General features: G+C 47.9%; 11 protein-coding genes. 6 read left to right on the top strand and 5 right to left on the bottom strand.

The features are described from left to right. Positions 1–86: 86 nt before the first annotated feature. Complete coding sequence (gene tig / locus CKV66_RS03935; RefSeq protein ID WP_085364074.1) at positions 87–1,397, bottom strand: trigger factor; 1,311 nt, start codon at positions 1,395–1,397, stop codon at positions 87–89. 259 nt (positions 1,398–1,656) lie between these two features. Between tig and CKV66_RS03930 the strand changes: the two genes are divergently transcribed. Beyond that, complete coding sequence (locus CKV66_RS03930) at positions 1,657–1,926, top strand: PepSY domain-containing protein (RefSeq protein ID WP_085364075.1); 270 nt, start codon at positions 1,657–1,659, stop codon at positions 1,924–1,926. 79 nt (positions 1,927–2,005) lie between these two features. Here the strand turns inward: CKV66_RS03930 and CKV66_RS03925 are convergent, their stop codons facing one another. Next, the gene (locus CKV66_RS03925) at positions 2,006–3,394 is read right to left on the bottom strand and encodes a nucleobase:cation symporter-2 family protein (protein WP_095197833.1); all 1,389 of its coding nucleotides are present in this window, start codon (positions 3,392–3,394) and stop codon (positions 2,006–2,008) included. A gap of 289 nt (positions 3,395–3,683) precedes the next feature. On the opposite strand from CKV66_RS03925, the gene dapA reads away from it, so the two are divergent. Both dapA and bamC read left to right on the top strand, forming a co-directional pair. Then, positions 3,684–4,559: a 4-hydroxy-tetrahydrodipicolinate synthase gene (gene dapA, locus CKV66_RS03920; protein WP_085364076.1), complete on the top strand. Its 876-nt coding sequence runs from the start codon at positions 3,684–3,686 to the stop codon at positions 4,557–4,559. 16 nt (positions 4,560–4,575) lie between these two features. Then, on the top strand, positions 4,576–5,706 hold the full coding sequence (bamC, locus tag CKV66_RS03915) for an outer membrane protein assembly factor BamC (protein WP_085364077.1): 1,131 nt from the start codon (positions 4,576–4,578) through the stop codon (positions 5,704–5,706). A 216-nt stretch (positions 5,707–5,922) separates the two neighbouring features. On the opposite strand, the gene CKV66_RS03910 is transcribed toward bamC, so the two are convergent. Further along, positions 5,923–7,557: an SWIM zinc finger family protein gene (locus CKV66_RS03910; protein ID WP_085364078.1), complete on the bottom strand. Its 1,635-nt coding sequence runs from the start codon at positions 7,555–7,557 to the stop codon at positions 5,923–5,925. Positions 7,558–7,979: 422 nt separating this feature from the next. Next, entirely contained in the window at positions 7,980–8,522 is a 543-nt protein-coding gene (locus CKV66_RS03905) for a carboxymuconolactone decarboxylase family protein (protein WP_085364116.1), read from the bottom strand. A 189-nt stretch (positions 8,523–8,711) separates the two neighbouring features. On the opposite strand from CKV66_RS03905, the gene CKV66_RS03900 reads away from it, so the two are divergent. Genes CKV66_RS03900 through CKV66_RS03890 form a run of 3 tightly spaced genes read left to right on the top strand, consistent with a single transcriptional unit; the run spans position 8,712 to position 11,827 of the window. Beyond that, the gene (locus tag CKV66_RS03900; protein ID WP_085364079.1) at positions 8,712–9,653 is read left to right on the top strand and encodes a DNA cytosine methyltransferase; all 942 of its coding nucleotides are present in this window, start codon (positions 8,712–8,714) and stop codon (positions 9,651–9,653) included. A 28-nt stretch (positions 9,654–9,681) separates the two neighbouring features. Then, positions 9,682–10,800, top strand: a complete 1,119-nt coding sequence (locus CKV66_RS03895; protein WP_085364080.1) for a ParB N-terminal domain-containing protein — start codon at positions 9,682–9,684, stop codon at positions 10,798–10,800. Next, on the top strand, positions 10,790–11,827 hold the full coding sequence (locus CKV66_RS03890) for a hypothetical protein (RefSeq protein WP_085364081.1): 1,038 nt from the start codon (positions 10,790–10,792) through the stop codon (positions 11,825–11,827). The genes CKV66_RS03895 and CKV66_RS03890 overlap by 11 nt, the downstream gene beginning before the upstream one ends. A gap of 36 nt (positions 11,828–11,863) precedes the next feature. Here CKV66_RS03890 and CKV66_RS03885 read toward each other — a convergent pair whose 3' ends face one another. Continuing rightward, positions 11,864–14,692 (bottom strand): DUF3418 domain-containing protein, encoded by a 2,829-nt coding sequence (locus CKV66_RS03885; RefSeq protein ID WP_085364082.1) that lies wholly within the window; start codon positions 14,690–14,692, stop codon positions 11,864–11,866. Positions 14,693–14,701 lie beyond the last annotated feature (9 nt).

Raw genomic sequence — 14,701 nt, 5'->3', positions numbered from 1 at the left:
AAAAAGCACCAAAGCGCGGAAGGCTGCTTCGGTGCTTGTTTGTCTTTCAACCAAAAGTTTCAGACGGCCTTGTCAGCCGGGAAACCTTAAGCCTGCGCGCCCATCACTTCGTCAAACGACAATACTTTCTCGTTGACTTTGGCTTTGCCCAACACAAAATTCACTACGTTGGCTTCAACGGCCAAAGAAGTCGGGCCTTGCAGACGTTGTTTGTCGGCGAAGTACCAATCAATCACTTCTTGCGGATCTTCGTAGCTTTCGGCAAAGTCGCTTACCACGGCTTTAACCTGCTCTTCGGTCGGCTCCAGTTTATTGTCGTCAACCAGTTGGGCCAAAATCAAGCCCAAAGCCACGCGGCGTTCGGCCTGCTCTTTAAACATATCGGCAGGCAAGTCCAAATTGGCCGCATCTGCCATGCCTTGATTAACGAAGTTTTGTTTCATTTCATTAGCCAAACGCTCGGCTTCGTCGTTAACCAATGCTTTGGGCAGTTGGATGTCGGTCACTTTCAACAGCGCTTCCATCACGGCATCTTTGGTTTGGTTTTCAGTGCGGCGAGACACTTCGCGCGCTACGTTTTTACGCACTTCTTCACGCATTTTTGCCACGTCGCCGTCTTCGATGCCCAAGGCTTTGGCAAACTGCTCGTCCACTTCGGGCAGAGTCGCTTCTGAAACGTTTTTCAGGCTGATGGTAAATACAGCGGTTTTACCGGCAACGTCTTTACCGTGATAGTCTTCAGGGAAGTTAACTTCCACATCTTTGCTTTCGCCTTCTTTCAAGCCCAACACGCCGGCTTCGAATTCAGGCAGCATTTGACCGTTGCCCAATACAAACGGATAGTTTTGTGCGCTGCCGCCGTCAAACGGTACGCCGTCGATTTTACCTTCAAAATCGATGATCACACGGTCACCGTTTTGCGCTTCACGCTCTACATGTTTGAAGCTGGTGCGTTGCTTACGCAGGATTTCGATGGTTTTATCTACTTCGGCATCGCCCACTTCAGCAGTTACTTTTTCTACTTCTTGTGCAGACAAATCGCCTACTTTCACTTCGGGGAATACTTCGAAAATCGCGGCGATTTTCAAAGCATCTTTATCTTCCTGCTCTTCAACGTTTTCAAAGCGGGGATAACCGGCTACTTTCAGGTTTTGGGCAACGGCAACGTCGTAGAATGCTTTTTGAACCAGCTCGTTCAACACATCGTTTTGCACGCTCGCACCATACATAGAAGCAACCATTTTCAGCGGCGCTTTACCGGGACGGAAACCGTCGATTTTCACGCGGCGCTGGGTTTGCTGCAAGCGTTTGTCGGTTTCTGCATTGATTTCGTTCCATGGCAGAGACAACACTACTTTGCGTTCCAGATTTTCCAAATTTTCTACAGTTACGCTCATCGTAAACCCTTACTATTATTTAAAAATTAATTTTTTCACACCCAAGAAGGCTTCCAAAACCGCCTACTTCCGCCTACTTGGAAAACATTCAGATAAAAATCAGTCGCAAATTATAGCATATATTCAGATGGCTATAAAATATGTATCAAGCCCCTATCCTGCGCTTTTATGATTGGCAATTTACGGCTAATTTCGGGCTAATCTTGGCTGCTTACAATCAAAAATACCCTGATTGTTCGCAAATGAAGGAATGTATGCCATGAAAAGATTATTAACGACTATCGGCGCCGCCGTGATTTTCCTCACCGCCGCATCCCCTGCTTTGGCAGCCAAATACATCTCATCGCAAAAAGCCGTTGCTGCGGCCAAGGCGCAAGTGAAAGGCCGGGTGGTCGATGTCGATTCCGAGCTCGACTCCCGCCGCCCGCATTACGATGTGGACATCATTTCCAAAGGCAGAAAATATGAATTGAAAGTGGATGCACGAACCGGAAAGGTTTACTCCAAACGCATCGACTACGACGATTAATCCGAGCGCCGCCATACGCAACAGGCCGTCTGAAAAGTTTCAGACGGCCTGTTTACACTTCAAATCAAACAACGAACGGTTAGCTCTCCAACTCGTCGCTCAAATACACTTTCGCACCAGTATCGCGCGGCATTACCAAATTCATCACCAACGCCGCCACGCCGCCCATACAGATCGGGTTTTGAAACAACTCTTTAACCGGCAGCAACGCAAACACTTCCGGCTTGAAACTCACGCCCAACCCCAAGCCGATAGACGTTGCCGCAATCACAGCTTCGCGACGGTTGATACCGTTAGTCATAATGATGCGCACGCCCGCAATCGCAATCAGGCCGAACATCAATACCATCGCGCCGCCGATTACCGGACTGGGAATGGTGGTAAAGGCACGTCCGACAATCGGAAACAAACCGAGCAGCACCAAAATCGCGGCGATATATTTACCCACATGGCGCGAAGCCACGCCGGTCATTTGAATCACACCGTTGTTTTGCGCAAACGTCGTCAACGGCAGCGAACCGAGCGCAGTGGCAATCACCGACACCAAACCGTCGGCCAACACCCCGCCGCGCAAACGCTGTTGGAATTCGTCGCCTTCATAAGGTTCGCCAGACACCATCGCCGTAGCGGTCAAATCGCCCACCGCCTCAAAAATACTCAGCAAATACACCAAGCCGGCCACCAAAAACGGCACCCACTGGAAATCAAAACCGTATTTAAACGGCACCGGCACAGTAATGATCGGCAAATCTTTCAGCACCGAAAAATCCACCATGCCCAAAAACAGAGCTACGACATAGCCCGCAATCATGCCCACCGCGATACCGCTCATACGCAGCAACGGATTTTTCAACGCATTGAAAAACAGCACCACCGCCAACACAAACGCCGCCAAAGCAATGTTCTGCCACGCACCGAATGTGCCGTCGCCCAAAGCTGCAAAGCCGCCGCCAAATTCGGTAATCGCCACGCTGATCAAACTCAGGCCGATCATCATCACCACTACGCCGCTCACGGTCGGCGTAATCACTTTTTTCAGATAAGGCAGCAACCAAGCGGAACCGGCCACCAAAAACGCGCCGACAAACGCCACGCCCAGCAGCGCCGAAACCATGGCGTGCTCGTCCAAGCCCTGCTCTTTCATGCCCAAACCCAGCGAAATCATCACGCCGACAAATGAAAAGTTAACCGATTGAATCGACAGCAAACCCGAACCGACCGGCCCGAAACGGTTTACCTGCAAATAGGTGCCAATACCTGAGGCCACCATCGCCATCGACACCAAATAAGCCGTCATTTCAGGCGGCAGTTTGAGCGCACCGCCCACAATCAACGCCGGCGTAATCATCGGCACAAAAATCGCCAGCAAGTGGGTAATGGCACTCAATAAAGCATTGGCAAAAGGCGGCTTGTCTTCCAAACGGTAAACCAAGTCGGGCGCGTCTGTTTTCGGGGGCATGGGAGCCATAACACGGATTCCTTATATGTAATCGAACGATAAATTTTGTAAGCGCGGATTGTAAACAATTTCCATCCCCACTTCAATTTCCATCATCTCCACTTGTGCCTCAAAATCAGCTTTTTTCAGCATATAAGCATAACAACCGTTATGAATCAGGACATAAAAACCTTTTCAGACGGCCTCTCAAACCTTTGCAAACCTTTGCAGGCCGTCTGAAATCAGCATTTCACATCAATTCCAAAGTAAGCTACAATCAGCCAACTTTACAGAACGTTTGAGAAATAAAGGTTTTAACATGTTAAAAGGCAGCTTGGTCGCTCTGGTTACACCCATGAATCTGGACGGCAGCGTAAATTTCGACCAACTCAAATCCCTTATCGACTGGCACATTGAAAACGGCACCGATGCCATTGTGGCCGTAGGCACCACGGGCGAGAGTGCCACCCTTCCCGTAGAAGAGCATTTGGCCGTTATCGAAGCTACCGTCAAACACGTCAACAAACGTGTGCCGGTCGTTGCCGGTACGGGTGCCAACAACACCACCGAAGCCATCGAGCTTTCCAAAGCCGCCCAACAGCTGGGCGCAGACTACACCTTGTCTGTCGTACCCTACTACAACAAGCCCTCCCAAGAAGGCATTTACCGTCATTTCAAAGCCATTGCCGAAGCCGCCAGCATTCCCATGATTATCTACAACGTGCCCGGCCGCACCGTAGTCAACATGAGCGACGAAACCATCTTGCGGCTGGCAGAAATCCCCAACATCATCGGCGTTAAAGAAGCCAGCGGCGATATCGGACGCGAAACCGAACTCATCAACCGCGTTCCCGAAGGCTTTGCCGTCTACTCCGGCGACGACCCTACCGCCATGGCCTTTATGCTGTGCGGCGGCGACGGCGTCATCAGCGTAGCCGCCAACGTTGCCCCCAAACCCTTTGCCGAAATGTGCCGCGCCGCCCTCAAAGGCGACATCCCCACCGCCCGCGCCCTCAACAAACAGCTCATTCCCGTTTACAACGTGATGTTCTGCGAGCCCAGCCCCGCAGCCTCCAAATGGGCTTTGGCCGAACTGGGCAGATGCAACCCGCATGTACGCCTGCCGATTATTGAACTTTCTTCAGACAGCCAAGACAAAGTACGCAATGCGCTCAAAGAAGCCAATTTGATTTAACCACAGGAATCGCAATATGAACCGAATGAAACCGGTAGTATTAACCCTCGCCCTTGTCGGCCTGGCCGCCTGTTCCGGCAACAAAGAACAGCCCAAACTCGACTATCAAACCCAAAACCGTAAAGTTGTCAGCCTCGAAGTACCGCCCGATCTGACCAACCCCGATCAAGGCAACCTCTATCAAATTCCGGCAGGCACCGGCGCCGTGCGCGCCAGCGACCTCAACCGCAATAAAGCCGTTCAACAACCCGCCAGCCAAGCCGTATTGCAAGGCGTAAAAGGCGTGCATTTGGAACGCGACGGCAGCCAACGCTGGCTCGTTGTTGAAGGAAAAGAACCTGCCGAAATCTGGCCCTTACTGAAAGTATTCTGGCAAGAAAACGGTTTTGACATCAAATCCGAAGAACCTGCCATCGGCCAAATGGAAACAGAATGGGCGGAAAACCGCGCCAAAATCCCGCAAGACAGCCTGCGCCGCCTGTTTGAAAAAGTCGGCCTTGGCGGCGTTTACTCCACCAGCGAGCGCGACAAATTCATCATCCGTATTGAGCGCGGCAGAAACGGTACCACAGATATCTTCTTCGCCCACAAAGGCTTAAAAGAAGTGTATGGCGACAAAAACAAAGACACCACCATGTGGCAGCCCCGCCCCAACGACCCCAACCTTGAAGCAGCTTTTCTCGCCCGCTTCATGCAATATCTCGGCGTAGACGCCCGTCAAGCAGAAAACGCCTTAGGTAAAAGCGTTACCCCCGTACGCAACGCAGGCGAATTAGCCAAAATCGAAGGCAACAGCGTACTGCTCAGCGGCGACCACAACCGCAACTGGCGCCGTACCGCGCTGGCACTTGACCGCATCGGCTTGACCGTACTCGGCCAAAACGTACAAAGCAACGCATTCTTGGTACAACCCGCACCACAGGAAGGTGAAGCCGTTGCCAACCAAAAGCCCGGCATTTTCAAACGCATTTTCGGTAAAGGCAAAAAGAGCAATACCGCTGCCAACACAGCCCAACCCGAGCTGATCGTACTTGCCGAACCCACAGCCAACGGTACCCGCCTACGTCTGCTGAATAAAGACGGCACTGCTTATCAAGGCCGCGACGCTTCCAATTGGCTGAGCCGCCTGCATACCGAATTACGTTAAACGTCATTCCTATCCCGTAAAAAACAGCCCGAACGATGGGCTGTTTTTTTACAGACTTATTTAACCCGCTTATCCCAGCATACTCGGTTCCAACCCGAGCATCTTCCGGCATAGCCGGTTGTTGGAATCCCCGGAAAAGCCGCAAACATAACAAACGCATTCTTTTAAGTGGCTTGCCATGTAGTAATAAATAAAGGGATGTAGGGTATGAAAACCCTAGAGTTTGAATTTTGCCAATTCTTCCAGCAAAGCCGGCCGGTGCGGTTTGATACTGTACTGAGCCTTTAACGCATCTACAAAGTTTGCGAACTGCGCACGGCAATGAGGATATTGTTTTTTCAGGATGTTCAAGCGTTTGACCAAAATAGAATAGTGTTTGCGATTCGCTCCCGGCATCTGAATAGAAGCAGCCAGTAAAGACAGGTGGCATTCAAGCAAAGCCGCGTCATATGTTTTGGGAAACTTAGGGCTGTAATTTTCTAAAGTTGCATATTCCTTTTTGCGCCGCAATAAATTCAGCAGCGGGTCGAACAGCCGCTCTTCCAACAACACCGGAGCCAAAATCCAATCTTTGTCTTGCAACCGTTGCACCAATTTATCTCTTTCAGACGGCCATTCTTCAGCAGAAAAGGTTTCTTTCCATATTCGGTAGTATTCCGGTGAAAAAGATTTATCCAAAGCCAGCTTCTCAGCCAGCATACGGATAGATTGCCCTGTGCGGCGGTAAACTTCCAGAAGCTGTTTTTCCCAAGCCGCTACCGTACCGTGGTTATTTTTGGCAAAAGCAATCCGAATGCCTTCTTGCAACAATTGTTCGGCCTTAGACCAGTTTTCGGTTTCAAAAGCCTGAGCAACCGCTATTTGACGAAATGAAACCAATTCGAGATTCTTTTCAAAATACTTTTGGGCTGCTTCGTCTTCCTTGGCTTTCAGCAACATCTGCCGCTTGGCATCTGAAAAAAATTCATACAACCAATCGTCCGGCCGGTATGCTGCAATCTTTGTCTCCAACCATGCCTGCCAGGCGGCAAATGACTGTTGCCTTTCCCACTCGCGCGCACGGATAAGGTAAAGATCGGTAATATAATCACCAAAATCGGAATAGCGGCTGTCATTCAAACAAACATCTACAAATTCAACCAATTGCGCCAATTTCGATTCAGAAGCATCCTGCCGCTCCAAAACCTGTCCCAACAAATCGATGGCATAACACATGGTATCGCTTAATTCGCCCTCGGAATCATCTGAATATTCGATAGCATCAATCAACCGCCCCATCAGCAACGGCAAAATGCCCGCCAAAACCGAACCGCCGCGATTAGAAACGTCAGAGAGCCAATCTTGCAATTCACCAGCCAAATTAATAGCCGCGCTGTAATAATAATCGCCGCCATACGCAGCAAAAATCTGCTGCACTTGGAAAGCGTATATCTGCTCGGATTCAGTTTTATCCGGTTCAAGCATCAACATCAAACGGTTGCGGATTTCCTGATCTTGCGCCAATACCGACAGCAAATTGCGCAAAAACGGTGCGTCCTGCTTCTCTAAAAGCGCGGTCAAATCCGGCGGGTTCGCAACATTATGCTTCCGCCCCTTTTCCAAGGCATACCATAAAGCCGCCATATGTTTGCAGGGGTAGTTACAGGGGCAATCGCAACCACCTTCCACAATTCGGCCTTTACCATCCAGCTGAAGCCATGCCTGATAAGGCTCGGAACCGGAAATCTCCGCTTGATAACGCTGCCGACCGTTATCATAAACCGCCCCGACACGGCGGTTTTGAAAATAATGCCAACCGCGCTCGGCAATACTTGGGGAAAACAATTCAGGATTTTTGAATTTAGCGTACATGGATGAATAGTACCTTATCGGGAAAAGTGCTTTCGGCTTTGCATCATAAACAAAGCCTGAAACCTTGGCAAAACTCCCCCTATCCCCTGCCAAAACATTTATAGGAATTTTTCATGACCACCTTCTTTCAGCAAACCACACAAACCATGATTACCAAACACATTGACCGCTCGCCGTCAAAACACGCGATCGATTGACCACCGGCCAAACATTACACGAGCCGTCAGAAAATCTATTATGCAGGAAAACTAAGCTTCAGTACGCTGCCCCGTAAATCCCGCAGCCTATTTTCGCCTGAAAGAAAAACTAAAAACCTATGATTTGGCTTCTGGGGAGAATAAAGGAGATATTGGAGTAAAAGATTGCAGGCCGTCTGAAAACAACGTTTCAGACGGCATCTCCCAACATACCAAACAACCCTATCAAGCAAAAGGCTGCAATTGCTCGTTGATTTCCGTGCGAGCCAGATTATTGGCGTAATTGCACAAAGTGGCCAACGCCACGCCCAGCACTACTTCCAAAGCCTGTTGCTCGTTATACCCCGCATCAAAAAACGCCTGCAACTCGGCATCGCCCACATTGCCTTTATTCGCCATCACCGCTTGGGTAAACAAAGCCAAGCGGTTGAGTTTAGGGTCTGCCAAGGCCTGCGTGTTGCGTAAAGCCTCAATCGCTTGCGGGTCGAGCAATTTCTTTTTCATACTCAAAGCAGTATGCCCCGCTTTGCAGAAACCGCACTCATTCAACACCGCCGCCGTAATCTGCACCACCTCGCGCTCGCCTGCGGTCAGGCTGGTGGTGGCATTTAACGCACCCACTTCCTGATACATTGCCAAGGCCGCCGGCGCATTGGCCAACACGCCAATCAGATTCGGCAAAAAGCCGTTGTTTTTCAGAGCCGTTTCCACACGACCTTTTGCCGCCTCAGGTGCGGATGCCACACTATGCACAGTTAAACGGGCCATGATTTCCTCTCCGGTTATTTCGATTAAAAAAGCCATTCTAGCAAGGCCGTCTGAAAGGCTGAAATAACCGTAAGCAATATCAAACAAAGGAAAAATTATATCTCAGCAGCGCTATCTGCTTAGATTGCGAGTAAGACAAGGCCATCTGAGCTTTGCTATAATCCTATTTAGTAAATTTTGGAAAAAACGATGACAACAGCAGTTTCTTTATTCAGTGGGTGTGGCGGCTCCGATACAGGTATCCATCAATTAGGCATTAATATCCTAATGGCAAATGACATTATTCCTTATGCTCGAGATGTATATCTAGCTAATTTGCCTGATACTGACTATATTTTAAAAGATATACAAAAATTAGAAAGTTTTCCATCAGCAGACTTATTGCTTGGTTGCTATCCCTGCCAAGGTTTTAGCCAAGGAGGGTTACGCCAAGCAGATAATAAATTAAATTTCTTATACAAAGAATTTGCCAGAGCACTTAAATCAATCAAACCAAAAGCTTTTATCGTAGAAAATGTTAATGGAATGCTGCGATCTAATTATGAATATTTACTTAAAGATCAAATTAATACATTTTCAGAACTTAGTTATGATGTACATCATAAAGTATTAAATGCTGCTGATTATGGTGTTCCTCAATTCAGAAAAAGAATTTTTATTGTTGGAACAAGAAAAGATCTGGCTGTTGAATATAAATTTCCAATTCCTACTCATGGGCCAAATGGTAATCTTCCATATGTAACCATTCGAGAAGCTTTGCATGGGATGCCAGACTGGCCAACAGGAGAATTTTATAATCTGCCATTCCATTGGTATTACATGTCTCGAAATCGCCGACAAGATTGGGAACAGCCTTCTAAAACAATAGTAAGCAATGCTCGGCATACTTTATTACATCCAATCAGCCCAAAGATGAAAAAAATAGGTAAAGATCAATGGATATTTGTTGAAGATAGACCTGCTCGTCGTTTTAGCTACCAAGAGTGCGCAATTTTACAAGGGTTTAAAAGAGATTTAATTTTTCCAGATACCTCTAACGCTAGCCTAATGAATAAATACAAGGTTATTGGGAATGCAGTACCTCCAGCTCTTTTTCAGGCCGTTGCTAACGAGTTAATAAAATTTCTTTAAACTGACCTAATACAATAAGGCATAAAGTATGAATGATAATGAAGTAGCTAACCAAGAAATTACATTTATTCCTATTGAGCATTTAAGGCTTGATCCAGAAAACCCTAGACTTCCTTCAAGCTTGGGGCGATCTGAGCCAGAAATGCTACAGTATTTGGCTGATACAACCTCAATTATTGAACTAATGAGTGCAATATCTGAGAACGGATATTTTCCTGGGGAGCCCGTTGTTGCGATTCCAAATCCTGATGATCCACAGAGCTATTTAGTAGTTGAGGGTAATCGAAGATTAACTGCTGTTAAGATTCTAAATGATCACTCTGTTCTAAATAAATCAACTTCTCGAATAAGAGAACTATCTGAAAAAACAGGAAATATTCAAGAGCTTCCTGTTGTTGTAAAAGAATCAAGGTCTGCTGTATTGCCATATTTGGGCTATCGTCATATTACAGGCGTAAAACAATGGGAGCCTTTAGCTAAAGCAAGATATATTTTGCAATTGTATCAAGCAGCAGAGGCAGATTCTTTTCTTGAAAAGTATAAAGAAGTTGCACAATCAATTGGTAGTAGAAGTGACTATATTAAAAGAAATTTAGATGCACTTGCTGTTTATAATTTAATAGAAAGTGAAAATTTCTACGGCATAGAAGGATTAAATGAACTAAGCCTTAAGTTTTCTATCCTGTCTACAGCATTAGCTGATAGTAAAATTGCAGAGTTTGTAGGTTTGCGTACTCAGGATGGGGAAGATATTCTTAATCCAATAGATAATCCAAATCTACTTAACATTGATTCTATTAAAGAGTTAACAGAATGGCTATTTGAAAAAAAAGAAGGCGCAACTCGAGTTGGAGATTCGCGCAACTTAAGGAAATTATCTGCAATTATCGGTAATAAACCTGCATTAGAAGCATTTCGACATGGATCCGAATTAGAGATTGCCTACAGATTAACTTCTGCAGTTGCAGAAGATTTCGCACAATTATTAACGGAAGCTGAGAATTTATTAATTAAAGCTTTAAGCTTAACTTCTACAATTGAATATTCAGACGCCATGTACGATTTAGCACGACAAATAAGCAAACATATTAAAACTATTGGTGGAATTTTAAAAGATAAAAAACCTGGAGAGGAAGATGACTTTTGAAATAGGAGAGCTTCATCCCAATACACCACATCTTTTTTCTGATTTAATTGAACTGTATATTTTGGTTAATCATAAAGAAAAAAATAGTTTAAGTGAAAGTGATATGGAGGGCCTTATTCGAGAAGGTGTAATTAGTCCAGAAGAAAATAATATTGATTTGGAAGAAAACCTAGAATCAAATATCACATCTGCTGAAAAAAAAGATAAAGCAGAAGAAAGGGTTGAAAATATTTTTAGTCTATTAGAATATAGACAAGGTTGTTTTGGTGAATTTTACCCTTTTCAAATTAATGGGGAAATCATTAGCTTAAAAAATACTAATTTTGTCAATTTAACAGCACAAGAGAAATTATATGTAATTCTTTTAGCTTGCTCTAGACTAAGAAGTTTTAGAAACTTTAAGAGTCAAGCGGCGGAAGACAAATCAGTAGTTCAATTGTGGGCGAAGTATTTCACTGAGTTAAGTAAAATTGCTTTTCAAAGTTTACTTCCAGAATGGGCAAGTGTATATATTTTTGATGCAAACTCTGATGATAGGCGAAATATTTTTGATACTAATTTACAAGAGGCTATGAAAAGGCTTGGGAGCCAAGATATGTTGGCCCCAGTCAATCTATTGTCAAGCGGCATTGATCAATTATCTACATCGGGGGATGCAGGGCTAGATTTAGTTGGAATTGGAAATTTCGATGATAAAGCAATTTCTAATTTAGTTATTTTTGGACAATGTGGCGCACAAGAAACCAATTGGCCAAATAAGACTTTAGAATCACATCAAATACATTTAAGCAATTATTTTCATATGCAGCCATCTTATACAAATTACATGCTAATCCCTCTATCTTATCGAGACTCTAATGGCTCTTTTGTTAACTCTAATAAGTTAGGAGGCACACTCCTTTTGGATAGAAAAAGAATTCTTGATTTAGCAACTAAAAAAATAAACGCGTCTGATTTGATTTCTACTGAGTGGATGCGCAAATTTATTGAAGATTTCCGTAAGATTACTGAAGTAGCTTCAATATAATACTTTTACCGTCTGAAATTTTTCAGACGGATTTTTTTACTTTTTATTCAAAAACTCCCACTCCTTCAACAACCGCTTCACCGACACCGAATACGGTGTTTTCAACTCCTGTGCAAACAGCGACACGCGTAATTCCTCAATTTGCCATTTGAACATCTTCAGGTCGTCTGAAATTGCTTGGTTTTGTTTCAGCAAGCCATCGGTTTTTTCTTGCCACATCTGCTCCAACTCCTGAATATCGGCTTCGCGTGCGGTATCGCGGGCGGGGTTGGTGCTGTATTTTTCCATGCGCAGGGTCATGGCTTTGAGGTAGACGGGTAGGCGCGGCCATTGGCTCCAGGGGGTGCGGCTGGCGAATCCGGCGGACAGCAAGGTTTGAGTGCGTTCGCGCAGCAGGTGGGTGAGCGGGTATTTGCCGAGTTTGCCGTTGAGTTCGGCATAAGCGGCGGCGGTGTCTTGCAGGTAGCGGCTCATGGCTTCTTTGACGGCGGGCAGGCGGCTGCGGGCGCGTTTGATTTGTTCTTTGAAGGCTTTTTCACTGCGGGGCAACTCGTCGTCGCCGATAAAGGCGCGGTCGCAGATGGCGGCGGTGAGGTCGTCGCGCAGGGTGTCGGCGCTGATGTGTTTGAGCAGCATGGCGGCTTGGGTGAAGCCTTGGATGCCTTTGCTTAGGTCTTTCATGTGCTCTTTGAGCTGGAGCTGCATGAGGGCGATCACCCCTTGACGGTGGGCTTGTTCGGCGGCCTCAGGGGTGTCGAACAGGCGCAGGGCGATGCTGCCGTTTTTTTCTGTTTGCAGGCCGAGGTAGCCGGTGAGCTGTTGTTTGCCGCGGGCGAATTTGATGCTTTCAGGCAGGGTGCCGATGTCCCAGTTGGTGAGGTTGTCGCGCTCGAATTCTTGGGTGTTGTCGCGGAAGGTTACGGCGGCGGCTTGGCCGAGTTCTTGCTGGAGTTTGGCTACATCGCGGCCGGTGGCAAGCTCCTGGCCGCCGTCGTCGATGATGCGCAGGTTGAAATAGCAGTGCTCGGGCAGTTTGAACGCGCTCCATTCGTCTTGGTCGATTTGCTCAAGCAGGCGCATATCGCCGGCGGTTTTGGCGATAAAACGGGCAAGCTGGGGGATTATCGGCTCTTGGCGGTTGGGGTTGCTTTCTAGAAATTTTGTGATGAAGTCGGGCACGGGCACGCAGATGCGGCGGATTTGTTTGGGCAGGGCTTTGATAAGCAGTTGTAGTTTTTCGCGCAACATGCCGGGCACGAGCCATTCGAGCGCGGGGGCGTGGAGGCGGTTGAGCACGGTGAGCGGCAGGGTAAGGGTTACGCCGTCGAGCGGGTGGTGCGGCTCGAAGCGGTAGCTGAGTTTGAATTTGCCGTCGCTGTTTTGCCAATGGTGGGGGAACTGGGCTTCGGTAATGTGCGCGGCGGCGTGCTGCATGAGGTCTTCGCGGGTGAGGAACAGCAGGCGCGGGTTGTCGCGCTCGGCGGTTTTGAGCCAGCTTTGGAAGGTGCGGATGTCGGCAAGGGGCAATGGTTTTTTCAGACGGCCTGTGTAGTGCGGGCTACCTGAAAGGCCGTCTGAAACGGAGGCGGTGTTGTCGGGCTGGGGACTTACGTTTTTGGTTTTGTCGGATTCAAGAATCCGACCTACGTTTTCAGACAGGCCTGTGTTGTCGGGCAGGGATGCCCGACTTACCTTTTCAGACGGCTCGTAAAACTGCGGTAAACGCCGGTTGTAAAACTCAAACAAAGCTTCTTCGTCCACCAGCACGTCCTGCTTGCGCGATTTGTGCTCCAACTCACTGATTTCTTTAATCAGTTTTTTGTTGTGGATAAAAAAGGCCGTCTGAAGATTGCATTCCTGCGCCACCAGTGCGCTGCGGATAAAGATTTCGCGGGCTTCTTCGGGGGCGACTTTGCCGTAGGCAACGGGGCGGCGCGGCAGCACGGTCAGCCCGTAGAGGGTAACGCGTTCGCTGGCGACGACTTCGCCGCGTTTCTGCTCCCAATGAGGTTCAAAATAATGGTAGCGCACAAGGTGCGGAGCTTCCTGCTCGATCCATTCGGGCTGGATGGCAGCGACATCGCGGGCATAAAGGCGGGTGGTTTCGGTGAGTTCGGCCGCCATCACCCATTTGGGTTTGGATTTGAACAGGGCGGAAGCGGGGAACAAATGAAAGTGTGAACCGCGCGCACCGGTGTAGTCGTGGCCATCGGGCGATTTCATGCCGACGTTGGCAATCAGGCCAGTCAGCAGGGCGCGGTGGATTTGTTCGTAGCCCGCTTCTTTGGCGGCGCGGATGTGGGCGCGGTGCTGTTTTTTATCCAATTGTTTTTGTTTGAGTTTGGCAGATAAATCTTGGTTGCCGGTGTTTTCAGACGGCCTCAGCTGCTCTTGTGCAGGAGGCCGTCTGAAAGCCTGCTCTTTGGTAGTCAAACCCATTTCCACGGCAATGTCGGCGAGCTGGTGGTGCAGCTCACGCCACTCGCGCATCCGCAGGTGGGAAAGGAAATATTGGCGGCACCATTGCACCAATTGTTTGTTGGACAAACCTTTGTCGCGCTCGCGCTGGAAGCTGTCCCAAATATTGAGGTAGGCGAGGAAATCAGACTGCTTGTCGGTAAAACGTTCGTGCGCTTTTTGGGCGGCTTCGCGGGCTTCGAGCGGCCGTTCGCGCGGGTCTTGAATCGACAGGGCAGACACGATAACAAGTATTTCCGCCATACAGTCGTGCTTTTGCGCCGCCAGCAAAATGCGGGCGACCTTCGGGTCGATGGGCAGCCGTGCCATTTGCTCGCCGAGCTTGGTTAGGCGGTAGCGGGGTTCGAAAGACGTATTGCTACCTGAAAAATTTTTAGTTTCTTGCATAATTCTGTT

Origin of the sequence: Neisseria zoodegmatis (assembly GCF_900187305.1) — a bacterium.
Lineage (GTDB): Bacteria > Pseudomonadota > Gammaproteobacteria > Burkholderiales > Neisseriaceae > Neisseria > Neisseria zoodegmatis.
Note: the sequence above shows the minus strand (reverse complement) of the source record. Positions and strands in the feature narration are given on the sequence as shown.